This is a genomic window from Mesorhizobium sp. P2_F8 (assembly GCF_056403655.1).
The window spans coordinates 192203-213541 of sequence record NZ_JBFUFB010000001.1 but is presented as its reverse complement, the minus strand read 5'-3'; the positions used below and the strand labels follow the sequence as shown (position 1 = coordinate 213541).

At 60.0% G+C, this 21339-nt stretch carries 18 protein-coding genes; 15 read left to right on the top strand and 3 right to left on the bottom strand.

What is annotated here, in order from left to right:
- Window positions 1-13: 13 nt before the first annotated feature.
- From mdcC to AC1DZP_RS00990, 7 genes are read left to right on the top strand one after another with little or no spacing between them, the layout of a single operon-like run.
- The gene (gene mdcC, locus AC1DZP_RS01020; protein ID WP_477299850.1) at window positions 14-331 is read left to right on the top strand and encodes a malonate decarboxylase acyl carrier protein; all 318 of its coding nucleotides are present in this window, start codon (window positions 14-16) and stop codon (window positions 329-331) included.
- Window positions 328-1272, top strand: coding sequence for a biotin-independent malonate decarboxylase subunit beta (locus tag AC1DZP_RS01015; RefSeq protein ID WP_477299849.1), 945 nt, complete (start codon window positions 328-330; stop codon window positions 1270-1272). Before mdcC ends, AC1DZP_RS01015 begins: the two co-directional genes overlap by 4 nt.
- Window positions 1259-1981 (top strand): biotin-independent malonate decarboxylase subunit gamma, encoded by a 723-nt coding sequence (gene mdcE / locus AC1DZP_RS01010; protein WP_095089125.1) that lies wholly within the window; start codon window positions 1259-1261, stop codon window positions 1979-1981. The genes AC1DZP_RS01015 and mdcE overlap by 14 nt, the downstream gene beginning before the upstream one ends.
- Window positions 1956-2636 (top strand): malonate decarboxylase holo-[acyl-carrier-protein] synthase, encoded by a 681-nt coding sequence (gene mdcG / locus AC1DZP_RS01005; protein ID WP_477299848.1) that lies wholly within the window; start codon window positions 1956-1958, stop codon window positions 2634-2636. The genes mdcE and mdcG overlap by 26 nt, the downstream gene beginning before the upstream one ends.
- Window positions 2633-3520: a triphosphoribosyl-dephospho-CoA synthase MdcB gene (gene mdcB / locus AC1DZP_RS01000; RefSeq protein ID WP_477299847.1), complete on the top strand. Its 888-nt coding sequence runs from the start codon at window positions 2633-2635 to the stop codon at window positions 3518-3520. Before mdcG ends, mdcB begins: the two co-directional genes overlap by 4 nt.
- Window positions 3520-4467 (top strand): AEC family transporter, encoded by a 948-nt coding sequence (locus AC1DZP_RS00995; RefSeq protein WP_457152902.1) that lies wholly within the window; start codon window positions 3520-3522, stop codon window positions 4465-4467. Before mdcB ends, AC1DZP_RS00995 begins: the two co-directional genes overlap by 1 nt.
- 5 nt (window positions 4468-4472) lie before the next feature.
- Window positions 4473-5408, top strand: coding sequence for an acyltransferase domain-containing protein (locus AC1DZP_RS00990; protein WP_477299846.1), 936 nt, complete (start codon window positions 4473-4475; stop codon window positions 5406-5408).
- 164 nt (window positions 5409-5572) lie between these two features.
- Here AC1DZP_RS00990 and AC1DZP_RS00985 read toward each other — a convergent pair whose 3' ends face one another.
- Entirely contained in the window at window positions 5573-6799 is a 1227-nt protein-coding gene (locus tag AC1DZP_RS00985; protein WP_457152904.1) for an oxalate decarboxylase family bicupin, read from the bottom strand.
- A 753-nt stretch (window positions 6800-7552) separates the two neighbouring features.
- On the opposite strand from AC1DZP_RS00985, the gene AC1DZP_RS00980 reads away from it, so the two are divergent.
- From AC1DZP_RS00980 to rpoH, 4 genes are all read left to right on the top strand, one after another.
- On the top strand, window positions 7553-8716 hold the full coding sequence (locus AC1DZP_RS00980; protein WP_477299845.1) for a sensor histidine kinase: 1164 nt from the start codon (window positions 7553-7555) through the stop codon (window positions 8714-8716).
- On the top strand, window positions 8713-9381 hold the full coding sequence (locus tag AC1DZP_RS00975; RefSeq protein WP_477228352.1) for a response regulator transcription factor: 669 nt from the start codon (window positions 8713-8715) through the stop codon (window positions 9379-9381). The genes AC1DZP_RS00980 and AC1DZP_RS00975 overlap by 4 nt, the downstream gene beginning before the upstream one ends.
- A gap of 117 nt (window positions 9382-9498) precedes the next feature.
- Window positions 9499-9873: a response regulator transcription factor gene (locus AC1DZP_RS00970; protein WP_457155772.1), complete on the top strand. Its 375-nt coding sequence runs from the start codon at window positions 9499-9501 to the stop codon at window positions 9871-9873.
- 136 nt (window positions 9874-10009) lie between these two features.
- Window positions 10010-10900, top strand: coding sequence for an RNA polymerase sigma factor RpoH (gene rpoH, locus AC1DZP_RS00965; protein ID WP_477228353.1), 891 nt, complete (start codon window positions 10010-10012; stop codon window positions 10898-10900).
- A gap of 352 nt (window positions 10901-11252) precedes the next feature.
- On the opposite strand, the gene AC1DZP_RS00960 is transcribed toward rpoH, so the two are convergent.
- Entirely contained in the window at window positions 11253-11852 is a 600-nt protein-coding gene (locus tag AC1DZP_RS00960) for a hypothetical protein (RefSeq protein ID WP_477299844.1), read from the bottom strand.
- A gap of 750 nt (window positions 11853-12602) precedes the next feature.
- Window positions 12603-13289 carry a hypothetical protein gene (locus AC1DZP_RS00955; protein ID WP_477299843.1) on the bottom strand — a complete coding sequence of 229 codons (687 nt, stop codon included), beginning with the start codon at window positions 13287-13289 and terminating at the stop codon, window positions 12603-12605.
- Window positions 13290-13361: 72 nt separating this feature from the next.
- Between AC1DZP_RS00955 and AC1DZP_RS00950 the strand changes: the two genes are divergently transcribed.
- From AC1DZP_RS00950 to AC1DZP_RS00935, 4 genes are all read left to right on the top strand, one after another.
- Entirely contained in the window at window positions 13362-14534 is a 1173-nt protein-coding gene (locus tag AC1DZP_RS00950) for an efflux RND transporter periplasmic adaptor subunit (RefSeq protein ID WP_477228355.1), read from the top strand.
- Window positions 14531-17671: an efflux RND transporter permease subunit gene (locus AC1DZP_RS00945; protein WP_477299842.1), complete on the top strand. Its 3141-nt coding sequence runs from the start codon at window positions 14531-14533 to the stop codon at window positions 17669-17671. The genes AC1DZP_RS00950 and AC1DZP_RS00945 overlap by 4 nt, the downstream gene beginning before the upstream one ends.
- 813 nt (window positions 17672-18484) lie before the next feature.
- Entirely contained in the window at window positions 18485-19171 is a 687-nt protein-coding gene (locus AC1DZP_RS00940) for a hypothetical protein (protein ID WP_477299841.1), read from the top strand.
- Window positions 19164-20069, top strand: a complete 906-nt coding sequence (locus tag AC1DZP_RS00935; RefSeq protein WP_477299840.1) for a hypothetical protein — start codon at window positions 19164-19166, stop codon at window positions 20067-20069. Before AC1DZP_RS00940 ends, AC1DZP_RS00935 begins: the two co-directional genes overlap by 8 nt.
- Window positions 20070-21339 lie beyond the last annotated feature (1270 nt).

Below are 21339 nucleotides of genomic sequence, written 5' to 3'. Positions count from 1 at the left end.
AAGGACAGCCGCCATGGAGGACCTGAGCTTCCGCCACACCACCCGCCAGCGGGGGGCCGGCACGAGGAAATTGGCCATCATCGGCGTTGTTGCGTCTGGCAATCTCGAAGTTCTGGCCGAACGCGTGCTGCCCGACTCCGAATGCCTGGTGGAGATCAGGACTGCTGCCGCGGGCTTCGGCGAAGTGTGGGATGCCGTGATCGCAGACTTCGTCAAAGGCTATTCGCCTGGCGGGCTCCGGTTCTCCATCAATGACGGCGGAGCGCGTCCCGACACCGTGTCCCTTAGGCTGGCGCAAGCGGCCCGGCTGATGGAGGAGGACGACCAATGAGCGCCTCTCACACACAGAGAACCAAGTCTTCGGTGGAACTGGATCGCACCGCAAGCTGGTACGAGTCCTCGGCGCGGACACGGGTCCGGCTGCTGCTCGATCCCGGAAGCGTTGTCGAGTTCATCGGACCGGAGAAGCGCGAGGTCAGTCCGCATCTCAAGCTCTTCGATCTTCCCGAGCAGTTCGACGATGGCATCGTTGTGGGACTCGGCAGGCTCGACGGTTCGCCGGTGTTTGTCGCAGCACAGGAGGGCCGTTTCATGGGCGGTGCTTTCGGCGAAGTTCACGGTGCGAAGCTGACCGGCCTGTTGCGCGCCGCGCGCGATATTGGGTCTGTTCCGGTGCTGATCCTGTTCGATACGGGTGGCGTGCGCCTCCAGGAGGCCAATGCAGGCGAGCTTGCGATTGCCGAAATCATGCGCGCAGTGATCGAGGCGCGAACCGCGGGTGTGAAAGTGATCGGGCTGATCGGCGGCCGGTCTGGATGCTATGGCGGCGGCGGTTTGATCGCTGGCTGCTGTTCGGCGTTGGCGGTCTCCGAGCAGGGTCGCATTTCGGTGTCTGGTCCCGAGGTGATCGAGACCAATCGCGGTGTCGAGGAGTTCGACTCCCGTGACCATGCGCTGGTCTGGCGGACCATGGGCGGCAAGCATCGCCGGCTCCTCGGCGGCGCCGAAGTTTTCGTCGATGATACTGTCCAGGACTTTCGCGACGCCGCGCTGGAGCTGCTCAGTTCAATCCGTGCCTTCGGCATCGACACTTTGAAGGCCGAGCAATCTCGCCTTGAAGATCGGTTGCAGCGCTTCGGCGCCTGTCCGGATGCGGTCGATATCTGGACGGCAGAGGGCATTCCTGACGCCGCTTCCATTCCTGCGCTGCCCGCTGACCAGTTCATTGCTCTCGCTGACAAAGTCCGGAGGTCCAGCCGTGACGCTCGATGACATTCTCGCCTCGCTGTTTCCCGACGGCCACGACGTGAAAAACAGCGGCGGAGTTCTGTCAGGTTCGGGCGCACTGCGATCGGGTGGCCGGGCGCTCGTCATCGGCGTCGCGGACCGGACCGCGCTCGGCGTGGACGAGGCCATCCGCCTTTCGAACTACGTCCTGGCGTCGGTTGAAAGCGGAAACGCCCCGATCCTCGTCCTGGCGGACAGTGACAGCCAGCGCATGAGCAAGCGGGACGAGCTTTTGGGTTTGAACGAGTTCCTAGCTCATCTCGCCAAGTCCCTCATCTATGCGGATATGCACGGGCGACCCGCCATCGGTCTTCTCTACGGCCACTCCGCAGCCGGCGCCCTTCTCGCCACGGCGCTGGCCACCCGCGTGCTGGTAGGGCTGCCGTCCGCCGATCCGGCGGTGATGGATCTGCCATCCATGGCCAGGGTGACGAAGTTGTCGATCGAGGTTTTGCAGGAAAAGGCGAAGTCCACGCCGGTGTTTGCTCCGGGCTTGCGAAATCTTGCTCAGACAGGCGCGGTTCATCTCACCTGGGACGAGGCCACCCCGCTGGCTGAGCAGCTGGACACACTTCTGGCGAACATGCCGGATGCGCGCGACCGCCGAGATGCGCTCGGCTTGGAGCGCGGCGGTCGGCCGAAGGCATACGCCATCGCGGAGCGCGTCCGTGAACTCGCACTTCAAGCTCTGTGAACTGCCGATGCGGCGTCACGATCTGATATTCGTCAGGCCGGCGGCGTGGCATTCGCTGTTGCTGACACGCAGCGATGTCGCCGCGAACGCGCTCGTCTCATGTTGGGTCGATAGAGGCTGGCCGCTCATTAGACGACGTGCCATGCCGGGCGAAGAGCATGGCGTGCCTTTGGGCTTTGCGCTGCCGTACTTCGCCGGAAAGAAGCGATTTTCGTTTCTCATGCGGCACGAGGATATCCTGTCGACGTCTCCGCCGCCCTCGCTGCGGTCCGCCGGCCCGTCGGCGCCACGCGCCTGGCGACCCACGCTCGCCAAGCTTGAGGATCTCGCCTCACGGCATGGTGTGGAAGCCAGGGTGTTCGGCAGCCTTGCCTTGGCTGTCGTCACAGGATTGGACTATCTGACCGACCGCTCCGATCTCGACCTCCTGCTGCAGGTCAATCGCGACACGGATCTTAGCCGCCTGACCGCCGATCTGGCGCGGATCGAGGCGGCCGCGCCGATGCGGCTGGATGGTGAGCTGATCCGCCATGACGGCGCGGCCGCGAACTGGCGGGAGCTTCACGCCGGCCCGCGCGAGGTTCTGGTCAAGACCCTCAGCGATGTGGCGTTGCTCGACGCCCAGCTTTTTCTTTCTGAAGGGATGCCATCGTGACCGTCGCCCTTGCTTTCGGCACGGAGCGGCCGCTTGCGTCAAAGGTGCTGGTACCACGTTTTCCGGATGCCGGGGCCATCGCCGCGAGCGCGGTGCGTTGCCTTCTCGACGAGCTGGAGACGTGGCCCAAGCCGGGCCTTGTCAGCCACATCGATTCCGGCAGCCATGAAGACATGGATGCCGGCACATTTCGCGCCAGCGCCGCGGCCATCGGGCCGTACTTCCAGGCCTTGGCGGAAGCAGGCGCCGCCGGCCGCGCGATGGTCGCCTTGAGGGAAATCGGTCTCGATGCCGAGGCAGCTATGCTTGCGGCGACGTCGGGGGTCAACACCCATCGCGGCGCCATATTCGGATTGGGCCTGCTATGCGCGGCCGCCGGCGCCAGGATCGGCGGGCAGGTGGATCCCACGCTGTCGTTGGGAACTGTGGTCCTGCGGCTATGGGCCCGCGGCATATTCGAAGGACCGATGGTTCCGCAGAGCCACGGTCAGTTGGCCCGTCGCCGCTTCGGCGCGGGTGGTGCGCGGATCGAGGCTGCCCTCGGATTCCCCAGCATTTATCATGTCGGCCTGCCCACCCTGCGAAAGAGCGTCCTTGAGGCTCCCGACGACGCCGAAGCCCAACGCATCGAAACATGTTTCGCGCTCATTGCGGTTGTCGAGGACACCACTCTGCTGCACCGCGGCGGCCTCTCCGGTCTCGGCTTTGCGCGTCGAGCCGCGCGCCGCTTTCTCGACCAGGGCGGCGTCGGCGCACCCGGCTGGCGAGACCGCGCCCATTTTGTGCATAGGAGCTTCGTTGCCCGTCGGCTCAGTCCCGGGGGCTCAGCGGACCTCCTTGCCATGACCTTGTTCGTCGACGCGCAGGAAAGGATGCTTGCCTGATGGCCAATACAATCCTGCTGGCGCTCGCTCCGGTCTTTTTCGTGATGGCCCTCGGCTATGGAGCCGGAAGATTCGGCATCGTCGAAAACCATCATGTCGACGGCTTCAACACGCTCGTCATGAGCTTCGCGCTGCCGGCATCGCTGTTCGCGGCGACCGCGTCGGCCCCGCGTGGCGAGCTGCTTGTCCAGGCGCCGCTCTTCGCCATTTTCGGCGGGGTCATGCTGCTCATCTATTTCGCCTGGTACTCCATCGCGCGGCTTTTTCTGGCGACGGGCAAGGTGGGCGCTTCGGTGCAGGCTCTGACCGTTGCCTTCCCAAACCTTGGCGGTGTCGGACTTCCGATTGCATCCTCGCTGCTCGGAGCGACGGGGCCGGTCTCGGTCGCCGTTGCCATGGCCGCGGGTTCGATCCTGGTCACTCCGATCACACTTGTTGTCGCCGAAATGGGCAGCCTGAAGGAGGACGGCGCCGTCAAGACGCCAGGCGCTCAGATGTTCGACGCGCTGAGGCGCGCACTGACAAAACCCATTGTTGTCGGCCCCGCGCTTGGAATCCTGCTCTCGCTATGCAGCGTGACGCTCAATCCTGTCATCGAAGCCTGTCTGATGGTGATAGGGCAGGCCGCAGCCGGCGTAGCGCTGTTCCTGACCGGCTTGGTCTTGTCGGCTCAATCGTTCGAGTTCAACTGGAAGATCGTGGGCGCGACCGCATTGGCCGACATCGTTCGACCTCTCCTGATGGTCGCGATCGTGCTCCTGCTACCGGTTCCCTTTGAGATCGCCAGGACGGCGATCCTGTTCGCTGCCCTGCCGGCAGGGTTCTTCGGCATCTTTTTCGCCGTGAGCTATCGGCTCGACTCTTCGACGGTCGGCTCCATGGTCATTGGCAGCACCATCGTGAGCATCGTGACGATGGCGATCGCCATCGCCATTATGTTTCCATAGCGGCGATGGTCCTTGCAATTCTCTGCTCCGGACAGGGGCGGCAGCATCCGGACATGTTCGCCCTGACCGCCGGTGCGCCGCAAGCTGCCGGTTTATTTGCCCATGCCGCAACGTTGCTCGGCGACAGGGATCCGCGCGAGATCGTGCGGACCGGATCGGGCGACGCCCTGCACCGCAACCGCATTGGGCAAATCCTCTGCTCGCTGCAGGCGCTGGCAGCCGCGGCGGCGCTGCGGGACACGCTGCCCGACCGGCCGACCGTCGCCGGCTATAGCGTCGGCGAAGTGGCGGCTTGGGGTGTTGCAGGTCTGTTCAGCGCGACCGATACGCTGGACCTCGTCGCGCGTCGGGCGGAAGCCATGGATGCTGCTTCCCCCGGTGGAGACGGGCTGCTTTTCGTCCGTGGCCTTTCCCGCAAATCCATCGAGAGACTATGCGAACGGCACAATGCCGCAATCGCTATCGTCAATCCGGGTAACGCCTTCGTCCTCGGCGGGAGCCGCGCGACTTTGGAAGCCCTTGCCGACGAAGCGAAGGCGGACGCAGCCAGGGTTGTCGGGTTACCTGTGGAGGTTGCTTCCCATACGAGGCGACTCGCCGGGGCGTCTGCCGCGTTTCGCGCGAGCCTGTGCCATGTTCGCCTGATGCGCTCTCCGACTGACGGCGCGCGTGTCTTGAGCGGAGTCGACGGCTCTCCTGTCATCGACACCAAGGCAGGTTTCGACAAGCTGGCGGCGCAAATATCGCAAACGGTGCAATGGGCCGATTGCCTGCAGGGTTGCGTCGAAGGCGGCGCAACGGCCTTCCTCGAACTCGGGCCCGGGCGGGCGCTGAGCGAAATGGCAGTCGGCGCGTATCGCGACATCCCAGCACGAAGCCTGGAAGACTTCAGAACTCTTCAGGGCGCCCACGCTTGGCTTAAAGATCACTCAAGCAAGTGAATATCGAGACGTCGGTGTGCCATGGCGCAGCTATTTTGACGGTGCTGGGCGGCTACCTCGCCATCAACTTGCAGGGACCACAAAAGCATACGCTCGCTCTCGAACCGGGGTGCGCAGCGGTTTTGGGACGATGCGTCGATTGGATCCGTTCAACGCGACGCGCTTTAGGTCGGCACGATGGGAGACTTCCCCTTACGCAAGGCCTGCAGAAACTGCGGGTCGGCGCGCAAACTGACGCGGACCAATTCCGGCGGTGTGAGGGCGAGCCACTGATTTAGTGACACATCGGCGAAGTAGGTGCTCTTGAATACCTCCAAATATCGCAGCGTCGTATTGCCTGTGTTCTCGATGTAGTGCCCCATGGCGAAGGGTACGTAGCCGACGTCGTTGGCCTGGAAATCGAATGTTCGGGCCTCGCCCGACGCCGCGAACACGCCCATGCGGGCCTGGCCCTGGATGTAGTACTGCCATTCGTTTGTATTCGGATGCCAATGCAGCTCGCGCATCCCGCCCGGTTCGACCTCGACAAGGGCCGCGGCGATTGCTTTGGAAACAGGAAACACGGCGCTGTCGGTAATTCGCACCGTTCCGTGTTTCATCCTCATCGGAGCCTGTGCCGTCATGCGGTGGCTGAAGCTCTGCGGGACCTCGACCGCGCCCGCGATCTTGTCTGCGCTGAGCGGCCCCGGAACCGGCGCGGGAAACATGTAAAGCTCGCTGGGATCGGGGACGTTCGCAAGACTCGATGCCGGGACGCCGAAATTCTTGGCGAGCACTTCGGGAGGAGTGTGCTTCAGAAAGTCGCTCAGCAGGAAGGTGTTATCCTCGTCGAAGTCGCCGTCATCGAACACCAGCAAGAATTCCGTCCCGTCTGGATCAAGGCCCTGGATCGAATGTGGAATGCCCGGCGGGAAATACCAAAGGTCACCCGCGCCGACGTCGTCGACGAAATTGTGGCCATTGGCATCGACTGCCGTGATGCGTGCTTTCCCGTAGAGGACATAGGCCCACTCGGCGGCCTTGTGCCAATGCAACTCGCGCACGCCGCCGGCATTCAGGCGCATGTTCACGCCGGCAATGTCCTTGGAGACGCCGAGCTCGCGTGCGGTCACCTGTCGGGTCCAGCCGCCGCCAGACAGTCGGATATGGGCATCGTCGAACGAGAAACGCAGGTTCGGCAGGCTGCCCGCATCCGTGCTCGGTGGGATCATCAGGTCCGGATTCTGGGCTATTCGGGAAGGATTCATCGGACCGGGGTTGGTGCCTCCGCGGCCGTTGGCTAGCGGGTCACCGTTTTGCGCCTGGGCCAGTGTCGCCGTCGTGAGCAAGCCGCCAGCAGCTGTCGCAGCCAACATGGTTCGACGGGATATCTTATCGGTGGCTATGCTCATTTTGCTTCATTCCTTGCTGCGGTGGGCTTCTCGACTGCGCGAATTGGTTCGGCCACGGACCGCATGAGTGTCCGCTTGGCACGCACGGCACACGATATTGATCGGGCGCTGACGCGGTCTTTCCTGTTGACGCATGGTATAGCTGAATCGCACGATGATCGTGGCCGTGGCTCACCCGAGCCTGTGTCGTCATACCCATCGTGTCGCCGCCAGAGCTTGGGCGTTGCGTTTTGCCTGCATGCTTTCCGCCGGATCGGATGCTGTAGGCTCGCTCTCAAGCCTGTGGCGCTGACGGATCGCTCGATCCCCTGGATTGGTTCGCGACGCGCTTGCCGTGACAAAGGTGCAATCAGGCACCGACGACCGCAATTTCGAACAAGCAGAAAGGATTTCGCTGCTTAAGGTGGACCTGGACATCGGTGCGACACGGAGGTCGATCAGCACGCAAGCGTCGACCAGAAGCTGGGCAAAGATCTTATGCGGCATAGACTATTTCCGCGAACATCGAGCAATTCGCGGCTGGTGGCGCCTCTTGCCAACCTTCTTGCCGCCGGAATATTCGCCGTCGATACTCTTGATCCATTTGCGGGATCTGTCTCGGTCCTCTATGTGGTCGTTGTTTTGCTTGCGTCCACCGCGTTTCGCAGGCGTGGCATCGTCTTGTGTTCGCTCGCCTGTGTTGGGCTCACCGTGCTGAGCTTCTGGCTTGTTCACGGACACGAAGCCAGTGGTGGCGCCCTCAGCCGCTGCGTCATGAGCATCGCGACCATTGTCATTACCGCCCTTCTGGTGCTCAAAAACCAGTCGACCTCGACCGATCTATCCGAAAAGGCTGAACTGCTCGATTTGACGCATGACGCGATTTTCGTTCGCAGCATGGGCGGTCTGATCTCCTATTGGAATCGTGGTGCAGAAGCCATCTACGGCTGGTCGGCCGAACACACGGCGGGAAAGTCCACCCATCAGCTCCTGCAGACGGTCTTTCCAGCCAGGCTCGACGAGATCAATCGGGAACTGCTCAGCTCCAACCGCTGGGAAGGTGAGCTCTTGCACACGAAACGCGACGGATCCGTCGTTGTCGTTTCCAGCCGGTGGTCGCTGAAGACGGATGCCGACGGCAGACCGTTGGCGGTTCTCGAAACGAATACGGACATATCAGAGCGCAGGCGAGCCGAAACCGAGGTCCTGAAGGCCCAGGCGGAACTCGCCCATGTGACACGCCTCACCACATTGGGTGAATTGACGGCCTCGATCGCGCACGAGGTCAATCAGCCGCTTGCCGGCATCGTTATGAACGGCGAGGCGTGCCTGCGATGGATGGATCGGGACAAGCCCGATCTGGATGAGGTCCGCAGCGCGGTCAAGCGGAGCATCGCTGACGCCCAACGCGCCAGCGATATTGTCCATCGAATCCGGGCGTTGTCCAAGAAGGGCGACATCCAGATGGCGCTTGTCGACGTGAACGAGATCGTCAACGAATCGCTCACGTTGGTGCATCGTGAGTTCGTTGCAAATCGCATCACCCTGAAACTGAATCTAGCCAACCGGGCGCTGCCCGCACTTGGCGACCGTATCCAGCTTCAACAGCTCCTGATCAATCTTTTGATCAACGCGATTCAGGCAATGGCCTCTGGCAACAGCGACTTGCGCGAAATTCTCGTTACGACTTCGATCGATGAATCGAACCAGGCAAATGTGAGGGTCCAGGATACGGGACCAGGCATCGATCCCGATAGTGCGCGTCAGTTGTTCAAGGCCTTCTTCACCACCAAGGCAGAGGGATTGGGCATGGGACTGTCGATCTGCCGGTCGATCGTCGAGTCACATGGAGGCCGTGTGTGGATCGAGCCCAATCCAGGCGGCGGCGCGATATTCCAATTTTCTCTGCCACGCGTCGAAAAGGATGCCGGCTCATGATCCAACGCCCCGCCTCTTCCTCTCAACCACAAGTCGGCAACGGCGCCATGCCTCCGACTGTTCTGGTCGTGGACGACGATCCGTCGTTGCGTGAAGCTTTAAGCAGCCTCTTCCGATCTGTTGGAACGCGTGTCGAGCTTTTCGGTTCTGCTCCCGAACTGCTGAACAGTCGGCTTCCCGACGGTCCAAGCTGCCTTGTGCTCGATATCCGACTGCCGGAGGTGAGCGGACTCGAATTTCAAACGCAATTGAGCAAGGCAGGCATTCACTTGCCGATCATTTTCATGACCGGTCACGGCGACATTCCCATGTCCGTGCGAGCCATGAAGGCCGGAGCGGTCGATTTCCTCACCAAGCCCTTCCGAGATCAGGATATTCTGGATGCAGTCGCCGGCGCTCTGGAGCGCGACAGGCAACGGCGAGACAAAGACCGGGCGCTGTCGGAGCTGCAGAGCCTTCTGAGCACCCTGACCCCTCGGGAACGCCAGGTGATGGCATTTGTCGCGACTGGATTGATGAACAAGCAAATCGCTGGCGAGATGCAACTCAGTGAAATCACGGTGAAAATCCACCGCGGTCGCCTGATGAAGAAAATGGGCGCCAGAACTCTGGCCGACCTGGTGAAGATGGCCGGCGCCCTGGGGATAGACGCTCCCGGTAAATAAGCTTGTTACACCTCTGTATAACTTTCGCTTTCGCAAGCGCGGGTGCAATATCTCGCCGAGAAACAGTCGTTGAAGCAGCAATGTTTGGGTCATCGGCAAGCACGGAGGAATAGTGAATTGACCCGCAGCGCGATGATCTCGATCGTCGATGACGATGAGTCCGTTCGACTTGCCACTGCAAGCCTCGTCAGATCGTTGGGTTTCATCGCATTTGCATTCGAATCGGCCGAGGAGTTCCTGATGTCATCTAATCTGGAAACTACGTCGTGCCTGATCTGCGATATCCAGATGCCCGGAATGACAGGAATAGAGCTGCAGGATCATTTGATCGAACATGGCTATCACATACCGACAATTTTGATCACCGCCTATCCAGAGGAGCGTGTCCGCAAACGCGCTCGGGAAACGGGCGCCATCGGCTTCTTCGGCAAGCCGTTGGACAGCCAGGCCATGATCAACTGTATCGATTCTGCGCTTCATGACGCGCGTTAGCAGCACCTGATGCACCTTCGCGTTTCAGGCGAACAACGCCGCAAGCAGCGGCAGCGCTGAACAGAGAAGTCAACATCGAACGTCTATGGGCGTCGAGAAACTATTGATCCCCTGCGAGGTAGGCAAGGAGTGCTTCATGGCGCGCGCAGCAATAACAAATTTGGCAAACGAAGACGGGCTTCGCCGTTATCTCGGCGAGATCAAACATCTCCCCATGCTGACGCTTGGGCAGGAACAAGCGCTGGCAAAACGCTGGCGCGACGACAACGATCCGGAGGCCGCTCACCAACTGGTGTTGTCGCATCTTCGCCTCGTTGCCAAAATTGCCATGCGCTATCGTGGGTACGGGCTGCCGATGTCAGAGGTGATATCAGAGGGCAGCATCGGCCTGATCAAGGCGGTCAATCGCTTCGAACCGGAGCGCGGCTTTCGTTTGGCTACCTATGCGATCTGGTGGATCAAGGCGTCCATTCGCGAATATGTCCTGCGCTCCTGGTCACTGGTGAAGGTCGGTACGACCCCCAATCAAAAAAAGCTGTTCTTCAACTTGCGGCGACTCAAGGCTCGTCTCTCGGCACTGGACGACGGTGACCTGCGTCCAGAGCACGTGGAATTCATCGCAAGCAACCTTGGCGTGACGGAGCAAGAAGTTGTTTACATGAACAGTCGCATGGACGGGGACAGGTCGCTCAATGCGCCCCTGCGAGGCCAGGCTGAGGGCCAATGGCAGGATTTGCTGGTCGAGGGCGAGGACAGCCAGGAGTACAAGTTCGTTCAGTTCGAGGAAGCTTCCGGCCGGCACAGGGCGCTGATCGACTCGCTTGGCGTGCTCAACACACGCGAACGGCGCATCCTCGAGGCGCGTCGTCTTGCGGATGATCCGAGGAGTCTGGCAGATCTCTCCAGCGAATTCGGCGTTTCGCGCGAGCGTGTGCGCCAGATTGAGATGCGCGCCTTCGAAAAATTGCAAAACGCAGTGAAGGTTACCTATGCGAAACGGGACGCCCCCAGGTCGCTGTCGGTGTGAAATGACACGACGGGAGAGGGGTCGGCTGCGGAGCGCAAATCGGCGCTGAGCAATGCCAATCAAGCCGGCACCAAATTCCTGTCGCCCAAAAGTGCGCAGGACACCTTGCATCCTAGGCCGCGAAGGACTGCCCGCAGAGCGCACTGACGGCTTCCCATGCAATCAAGAGAGATTGTTTGTAGTTATAAGATATACAAAAATCAAACAAGCGTATCATGCTGAAGAGCGTCTCCCGTATCTATATTAATATTGCTTTCAGTAACTAAGAAAGCTTCAACTACAGGAGCGTATTATGAAAAGATCAACATCATTCTTGGCGACGATCGTCATGGGCGCAATGCTGGCGGCTGGCTCAGCGACGGTCTCGATGGCGCACGGCGGTGGCGGCGGCCATGGCGGTGGCGGCGGCTTTGGCGGCGGCGGTCATGGTATGAGCATGGGCGGTGGCGGCCATGCCGAAGGCTTTGGCGGTGGCCACGGCGTAGGCTTTGCCAATGGCGGTCGTGTCGCAATCTTGGGCGGCGGCGGCCATGTCCGTGGTGTCCATGTCGGCGACGGTCATAGGTTCGGAAGGGACCGCGGTTTCGGCAGTGATTTCTATGACGACGGCTACTGCGGTTACCCGTACCCATACAATGAGTATCGCACCCTTTACCCATTTTGTCCGTGAACCACCACGGCCTCTTCGAATCCGGACTCCACAGTGCGAGTGGGGACCGGATTCGAACACTGAAGGTTTTGGCTCGCACGTCTGCAGAACTACGGCCTGACTGGAAATATTTTCAAAGAGTCCATGAATTCTCAATCCGAAGGAGTCTATCGTGAGAAAATCAGCAACAATATTGGCAAAGATTACTTTGGGCGTGATGCTGGCGACCGGCTCGGCGACGGTCTCCATGGCGCGCAGCGGCGGCGGAGATGGTCCTACCGTACACTTCAGCAGCGGTGCCATTGGCAACCGCCAGCACCACAAGGTCCTTTTTGGCGGTCGGGAAGCTGGCGACCGGGAATATGATAACCAGCTCTGGTTGAACGACGACACCGACACTGCTTACTGCTCGTTCGACGCTGTGAACCCGAGTTACTACGGATCCAATGGTATCTGGCACTCTTGCCTGTAACCCAATTCAGCCGGCCGCCCTGGAAAATCGGTCTCGAAATGCTCGGGCCGAGATTGGTTGTGATCGCATTGGCCGTCAGCTGGTTCCCAGCCTTGGGCGTCGAAGGCGGCCGATCCATTCAACTTAATCGATAGAATTCCGCCACCGCCACGCCGATGTCGGCGGTGGCCGCGTGAATATCCGGGCACCGTCGCGCGATATCGGAAGGAATGCTGGCAGGCTCCGGCACCACTTTAGTAGACCTTTCCAACCGCCAATCCATGGTCCGACCCCGCGCCCCGTCGCGGTTAACGCACGTTCATATTGAGCAGCCAGCGCATCGTCGGGTTGATGAAAGGGCGAGGCCCATTCCGACAAGGAGCGCGACCTTGTCCAAATCTCACAAATGCTCGGAGTCGGCGTGCGAATAGGGAAATCCAGCCGCCTTTAGAGAAGAGCGCTTCCCCTCCATCTGGCATCATCTCGATCTGACCGGGCGAAATCCGACCCAAACGACACGAGGAAGTGCTGCCTGCACATATGAAATCCTTGGCCTCAGGCAGTCAGGGCGGTGGGATTAGTACGATGTTCTCCGCCCCTACCTAGACACATGAAACGACGGTAGTTCCAATGCGAAATGAGTATGACGTTGCGATGCCAATCTTGCTGATTACCGTTGCGGTCGCTCTCTTGTTCAGCGGGCCGAGCTTGGCGCAAATCAGCACCACGCCCGCGACAGGACTGACATCGCCGCTTTCTGCAATTGGTTCGCCCCTCAATCCGGTTGCTATTCCCTTGGGCGCGGTCGAGCTCGATCCGGGTGGCTTGACGGGTAGCACCGTGGGCATCGGGGATAGTTCCAACAACTCCGGGTGTACCAATGTCTTGGCGCCAAGTGTTTTGGCATCAAGTTCCGAAGTTGCGGCAGCGACTTCCGCCCTTTCCACTTTCGACGGCGGAGGCATGAACGCAACCACATCCACGAGCGGGACGTCGTTTGTGAACCCGACGGTTTCAACAGCGTCGGGCACCTGCAACTCGACGGCGTCGAGCGCGTCGTCTTTCGGCACCACAGCGACACCATCGATGACCACCGGGACATCGTCCACGAGTCTTGGGGCCGCAGTTGGGATTCCGCTTGGGTCTTCGGAACTCAGCAATTTGGGAGTGAGTTCGCCAATTGGCATTCCAACACCCGCGTTGGCCGATCCGGTAACAAATCCACAGGTAGCGATTCCTATGCTCAATGTATCAGGCACATCATGTGGCAGCACGGGGCTGACGGGCATTAGCGGCACGCCGTCGACATCCGGCTGCTGAAAGAACTGATCCCTTAAGAGCCGCTGTCGTAGGAGCCCTCAATGCGCAAGCGACCCTTCATTGTTGCTGCGCTGCTGATCATGATCGGCGGCGTTGGGCTTGCAGCCAAACACGTCTACGACCATTCCGAACCTGCGGCGGTCTCCGTTCCTGCCTCGGCGGTTCCGGTCATTGCCGGAAAGGTAGCCAGTCACGATGTGCCGATCTACCTTCGCGGTGTAGGAACGGTGATCGCCTACAACAACGTGGTCGTGCACAGCCTGATCTCAGGACCGATTACGAAGATCACATTCACGCAAGGCCAGACCGTGAAAAAAGGCGATCTGCTGGCGCAGATCGACCCAGATCCCTATCAGGCACAAATCGATCAGATAACCGCCACTCGCGATCGCGACCAGGCGCTGCTCGTCAATGCGCAGGCAGACCTGGACCGTTACACGCCACTGCTGGCGAAGGGCTTTGCCACTTCCCAACTGGTAGCCACGCAGAAGGCCGAAGTGATCCAGCTCCAGGCGACAATCAAGGCAGACGAGGCTCTGCTACAGGCCGAGCAGATCAATCTGAGCTACACCCGTCTGACCTCGCCGATCGACGGTGTAACGGGTATCCGGCAGATCGACGAAGGCAATATCATTCACCCGACCGATACTTTTGGTCTGGTCGACGTTGCGCAGGTCCAGCCGATCTCGTTGATCTTTACGCTGCCCGAGGAAACGCTCCCGCAAATCCAGAAGCAGATGGCCAAGGGGCAGCTTACGGTCTTTGCGTACAGCCAGGACGACAAGACCAAGCTCGACGAAGGCAAACTTTTGCTTCTCGACAACCAGATTGTCCAGACGACGGGCACGATCCGCCTCCGAGCCACGTTTCCGAACGCTGGGAACCAACTCTGGCCGGGTGCCCTGGTGAATGTACGTTTGCTTCTTGATACCCGCACTGGGGGGCTGACGGTAGCCGGGTCGGCAGTGCAGCAAGGTCCAAACGGCTCCTATGTCTACGTGATCGCACCTGATGGAACCGCGCGGATACGGCCTGTCACTGTTGCCCAGTTGACCGAGGGACAAGCCCTTATCGATTCGGGTCTCGAGGCGAACGAAACGGTCGTGGTCGACGGGCAATACAAGCTCGTGGAGGGCGTCCCCGTTCAAGTGCTGCGGGGCAAAGCCGCTGATGAAGCCGCCCTGCAAAGCGCCGTGCAGCAGGCAATCCCGTGAATGTCTCGGCTCCTTTTATTCGCCGGCCGATCGCGACAGGCCTGCTGATGGCGGGTCTGCTGCTGTGTGGGCTGGCTACCTACCGGCTCCTGCCGGTCGCATCATTGCCGAACGTCAACTTTCCGACGATCCAGGTGTCAGCGCAGTTGCCCGGTGCCGATCCCGAAACCATGGCGTCGTCGGTAGCCACCCCGCTTGAGCAACAGATAAGCCAACTCCCTGGCGTGACCCAGCTGTCTTCGACCAGCGCGCTTGGCAGCACACAACTCACCGTTCAGTTCGACCTCAGCCGCAGCGTCGACAGCGCCGCGGTTGACGTGCTGTCGGCGATCAATGCCGCAAGCCCAGATCTGCCGCTGGGCATCCCCTATCCGCCGACCATCCGCAAGGTTAATCCGGCGGATACTCCGATCCTGGTGCTCGCGCTGACATCCGACACCCTTCCACTGACGACGGTCGATGCCTACGCGGAAAACATCCTGCTGCCGAAGATCTCGCAAATCTCCGGCGTGGGTCTTGTTGGCATTGGCGGCCAGCAGAAGCCGGCGATCCGTGTGCAGGTCAATCCGCAAGCGGCCGCGGCCCGCGGCATTGGCCTTGAAGATGTTCGCAACGTGCTCGGCGAGGCCAATGTCGATATTGCGAAGGGCACGCTCAATAGCCCGCGTCAAACCTTCACGCTCAACACAAACGACCAACTGCTCAAACCTGACGCCTACAATGATGTTATCGTCGCCTATCGCAATGGCTCCCCTGTACGCATCCGCGACATCGGCACCGCGATAGACGGGCCGGAGAACCACTTTGTCGCCGCCTGGTACGACAAGAAGCCCGCCATCTTGCTGGCTATCCGGCGCCTGCCCGGTGCCAATGTGATCGAGACGGTTGGCCGCATTCAGGCTCTGCTGCCCCAGCTGCAAGCGTCGATCCCGCCCGGCATCAAGGTATCGGTCGTCTCAGACCGCACCCAAACCATCCGTGCCTCGGTCGCAGACGTGCGGTTCACGTTGATGCTGACCGTCGCCCTGGTGGTGATGGTGATATTCCTGTTCCTGCGCAATTTCTGGGCAACGGTCATTCCCGCAATAACCGTACCCCTCTCGCTCGTCGGCACTTTTGCCGTGCTCTATGTGCTTGGTTACAGCCTCGACAATCTGTCACTCATGGCCTTGTCGATCGCGGTCGGCTTCGTCGTCGACGATGCAGTCGTCGTGATCGAGAACATCGTCCGTCACATCGAAGATGGCCTCACTCCGATGGAGGCTGCGCTGAAGGGCTCGAGCGAAATCGGCTTCACCATCATTTCGATTACGCTGTCGCTCATCGCAGTGTTCATTCCACTATTTCTGATGGGAGGCTATGTCGGCGAACTCTTCCAGGAATTCGCGGTAACGGTGAGCGTTTCACTGATCCTGTCGCTGGTGGTCTCGCTCACGCTGACGCCAATGATGTGCGCGCGTCTGCTCAAGAATGAGGCCAACGTCAGGCACGGGCGGCTCTATAATATTTGCGAAAGCGGCTTCGACGCGCTGCTTGGATTGTATGAACGGGGCCTAAGGATCGTCCTGCGGCACACTTTCGTGACGCTGCTCGTCATGCTCGGAACGATTGCTGTCACCGGCTATCTCTACGTCATCATCCCGAAGGGTTTCTTCCCGCAACAAGACACCGGCTTGATTATCGGCGTCACCGAGGCCGACCAGGATATTTCGTTCCCGGCTATGTCCGAGCGTCAGCAGGCGGTAACCGACATTGTGCTTAAGGATCCGGCGGTAGCTTCGGTCGGAGCCTCGATAGGAGCAACTGGCGGCAGCACGCTCAATCGCGGGACAATGTACATTGCCTTGAAGCCAAACAACCAACGTGACGTCAGCGCCGATCAGGTGATCAGCCGGCTGTCATCCCAACTCGCCAAGATTCAAGGCATAACGCTTTACATGCAAGCGGCACAGGACATCACTGTCGGCGGTCGGGTTTCGAAAACGCAGTATCAATATACTCTGACCGATGCCGATTCCAACGAGCTCAACCATTGGGCACCGATATTCCTCGACAAGCTTAGAGCCATGCCGGGAATCGTTGACGTGGCCACCGATCAGGAGAATGCAGGACCACTGCTCGATGTGACCGTCAATCGCGAAGTCGCGTCGAGTTTCGGAATCCTCCCGTCGACGATCGACAACACGCTCGACGATGCTTTCGGCCAGCGCATCGTCTCCACAATGTTTACACAACTCAATCAGTATCACGTTGTTCTCGAGGTCAGCCCGGAATTCCAGTACGGTCCCGAGGCGCTCAAGGATATCTATCTGAATTCTTCGACAGGGCAGCAGGTGCCATTAAGCGCCCTGGTGACCAGCATGACGAAGGCTGCGCCGATCGTGATCAATCATCAAGGCATGTTTCCGGCGGTCACGATCTCCTTCAATCTAAAGCCCGGGGCGGCGCTTGGAGATGCGGTCGCAGCTATCCAGCTGTTCGAACGCGATGCCGGAAAGCCTGCTTCGCTTGCAACCAGCCTCCAGGGCAACGCGCAAGCCTTTCAATCGGCGCTGTCAGGCACACCAATCTTGATCGGAGTGGCGCTGGTGGTGATCTACATCATCCTTGGCGTGCTCTATGAGAGCCTGATCCATCCGATCACCATTCTATCGACGCTGCCTTCAGCCGCTATAGGCGCCTTGTTCTTGCTGATGGCGGTCCATATGGATTTCAGCGTCATCGCCATGATCGGCGTTATCCTGCTGATTGGCATCGTCAAGAAGAACGGCATCATGCTTGTCGACTTCGCGCTCGAGGTCGAGAGGAACGAAGGTCTCAGTCCACAGGAGGCAATCTACCGCGCTTGCACCATACGTTTCAGGCCGATCCTGATGACCACCATGGCGGCGATGCTAGGTGGCGTGCCGATGATGCTGGGCACTGGCGCCGGATCGGAAATCCGCCAGCCGCTCGGCTACACGATCGTGGGCGGCTTGGCGCTGTCGCAGATTCTCACGCTCTACACGACACCGGTGGTCTACTTGTATCTTGAGCGGCTCGGCAAATTCCTGGGTGGCTTGCGAGGCGCAAAAACACCGCCTGTGGAACCCGAGCAGGGCGAACTCTTCTCCGAAACGAGGCACCCAGCCGGCTAGGGGAGAGGTTCAGGTCCCGTTGTCAGAGGGTATGAAGCAGTAGACGCTGTTCCCAGTCGCGCAAATGTGGGCCGTTTCGTTCCATGAGTACGGGTGTTCAGGCACCCTTTTGGATGGCTCGATCGGCGTCCATACTCCGTTGAGTTTGCCCCACCACTTTCCCCCCTCGAACTTGCCAACCGTTGGCCGACAGTCGCCGCCGTTGCAGCATGAGCCACCCAGCGTGTTATGCATCCCCATGTAGATGCTGTGCCACTTCTCGTGCCCCTGGCCGTAATTGCCCTCGGGAGGGCCAATGGGGACGTGGGAAGTGTGGTCCTGGGCCAGTGCGGGGCTGGCCACCAGCAGGAAAACCAGTAGGCGGAAGGCCATCGCTCAACATCCTCCAATTGGTGTTACGGGTTGTCTCTCCGAAACATTCCTGGGAGCAGAAGTAGTACTGGTGGGGTATTTTCACCGCGCCTACGCAGTTCAAGCATTTCATTCTTTTGCTCCTTCGCGGTCGGGGAAGCATGCATAGATTTTGCCGTTGGCATGAATAATCCATTGGTATGGCTGCATAACCCAAATGGCAAAGAAGTTACTTTGGATCTGTCGGGAGGCGTCTGACGGACGCCGTTTTTGACGAGAACGACGAACACAGTGGGGTCGCTGCGCGATCCGCAATTGGCACGCTGGTCCCCGGCTTCGCCTGAAACCAATTGAAGAAGCCAATCGGCGCAACGGGCGAAACACGAATTGGGGTGGCGTTTGCGAAAGACATTTCTTTGCTTGGACGCAACATTCGGCGCTCAATACCGAGGATTTGAACGCATGGCACCCAGGAAGTCGATGCGGCCTTGCGAGTCCGCCGCTGGAGGCGGGCGCGCGCTGTTGGCGACCGGAACAGCCCTCACTGGGCAGGGCATCGCCATTGGCGGCTCGACGACGCTGCTGCACATGAATCTCACGCCACCCTGGACGGCGATCGCAGTTCGACCAGTCGGATCCGCAGCTCGCGAGGCGACGGCCTGGAGGCCGAGAGCAACGGGCACTGTCCAACTCGGATGCTCCTTCCCTCTGGCCCGCCGTCGGCATGCTTCGGTGCCTGGCTCCGCGATCTCTGCCGGCATCGACCCACTCGACTCGGCGATCATCGATGCGTTGTCGTGGCGCGACCGTATCGGTAAGACGCACTGGTTCGAATTCCTCGCCATGACGGGACCGCTCTGCCTTTTCGTCGTGCTCGCGGGCTCAACCGCGGACGTGGTCGCCAGATCGTTTCTGATTTTCTTCGCCATCTATTCAGACCTGGTGATCGTCTTGCTTTGGTTTGCGGAGAAAGACGATGCCCGGACTGAACCGACCCGGTCTCATCCACGCCCCAAGCGCATCGTTCCATGCGTGAAGGGCCAAAGGGATGATCATCCCCAGTTCCTACAGCCAGTGGATGCAAGCGAAGCCCATAGTCGACGATGCGACCGGCGTCGGGCGCGTCAAGCAGGAGAGTGGGATGGCTAACCGGGCGTGGTACCTTGTGGTGCCCAGCTTCCTGGTGCCTCTCGTTGCATGTTCGGAAGCATCGGCGTCCTACGTTGGGGACCGTTTCTTCCCCTCAACGCTTGCGACCGTGGTTCCCACCCCGGCTGACTTCGTCAATTTTCCCCAATTGATGCAGTTGCCCGACACCGGCTCGCGCGAGATCGACTTTCCTTTCTCCTACAGCAAGCTCATCACCCCGGATTGGTCGGTGTCGTTCACCGCAAACTACCGCATGGTCGATCGGGGGAGCACGCGCTCGGGCTTCGACGATTTGGTGCTCGGCACCCAATATGAACTCTATTCCAGTGCCGAGGACGAGTTCGTGTTCTCGGCAGGCGGTACGCTGGCGCTGGGCGGCACCGGATCGTCCGACGTCGGTGCCAAGTCGTTCTCGACGCTGACACCGACCCTCTACGTCGGCAAGGGCTTCGGCGATCTGTCGGATTCGCTGGCATGGCTGCGTCCGGTCAACGTCACCGCGACCCTAGGAGTCGCACTGCCAACCGAATCCACCACGGTGACCGGCGCCACCACGGTCGACAACCCAGACATCTTGCAATGGGGCTTTGCCCTGGAATACAGCCTGCTGACCAATGTGCATTCCGCTGACAAGGGTAATGCTCATCGCTTCGCCGAGGGTTTGGTGCCGCTGGTGGAATTCGCAATGCAGACGCCGCTGAACGGGCCGTCGGCTGGACAGACCACGGGCACGATCAATCCTGGCGTTATCTGGGTGGGCGAGTACGCCCAACTCGGGGTGGAGGCGATCGTTCCGATCAATGCGAGTTCGGGCCGCGACATCGGCGTGCGTGCACAACTCCACCTCTATCTCGGTAACATTTTTTCGAACGGAATCGGAAAGCCGATCTTCGACTGATCGCGCGCCGCGCCGTGCATGAGTCTGTCCAGGTCTCCGCGGCCAGGGACGAAGCTGCCACGCGAGGACCGCGGGCCAATCGGCGAAAGCTGGCGGCAGGAATAAACTGCTGGCCTTATGTACCAGATCATTTCTTATGTGTGGAATGATACTTGAATATTAAGTAACTAAACAATTGCATCAATGTTTAATGTGCTCTGTATAATGGTTCAGAACTTATTTCGAAACCTATATAAGGATTTCGGGCATGAGCGATATCTCTATCGCCCATTCGAATTTGCCGCGCTGTGCAACAGAACCACACAACAGGTGAATCACATGAGTTCCCTTTCAATAGGGGCTGCAATCGCGGCAGTCCTTCTGTCAACCGCTTGGGCCGCTGCCGCAGCTTCGCCTTCAGGACGCATGCAGGCAAAGTTCGATCGTGTCGAACGAAAAACGAACGGCAACCACACTTCGTTGCCGAGGCACGGTGAAGTACCGACAACCAGATCGGCCAAGAAGCCGGCATCGCAGCTCGATAACGACGGGGACAAGTATCCCCCGACCGATCTTTTTTCAGGCATGAACCGGTTTTGATGAGAGGTGTTGCGCCTCTCGCGACACGGTGATTGCGGCAGAGGCTGACTTGACCGCGCCGTCGACTTGAGTTGGCCCACCTGCGACAGACGAGCGCCAGTTGCGACGTCGGATCTTGTCTCCGAAACCGCGCGATGCATCGCGCCGCAAGCAAGCCGCATCGCCGAGGGTCCCGACGCCGGCAACGCTCCGGCGATCGACCGTGAATCGGTTCGTGCTCCGAAGGCAGGAGGGAAAAATGGGCCGATGACGACATGTCATCGGCCCAAGAACTCGAGCGGTGAGAAACGCTCCCGGGGGGGCGGAGCGCCTTCACAATCGATCGGCGGGCGTGGGAGGGGGCCCGGAGAACCAATCTGGCACGAGTTGGAGCGCTGCCACGATGGTGACGAAAACGGATCGAAACCACCGATCGCAACGCCCACCCACAACCTAGTGTTTTTTGCTGCCGGTGCTTCGTCGTTCTTGCCGGCTTTGCATCCAGCTTGCGGATTTCGCGCGAACGTCAAAAGGCCCAGGCCAAGCAGGGGACCCCGCTCAAGGTCATCAAGACCTGACGCACACGCGCGCCAAATCGACCAATCACCTGGGATCGGCCGCAATTGAAGAACCGGCCCATTGGTCCGCTCGGTACATGCACCATTACAATCGATCGCGACGTCCAATCACAAACCAAAGTATGAGCAGTTCA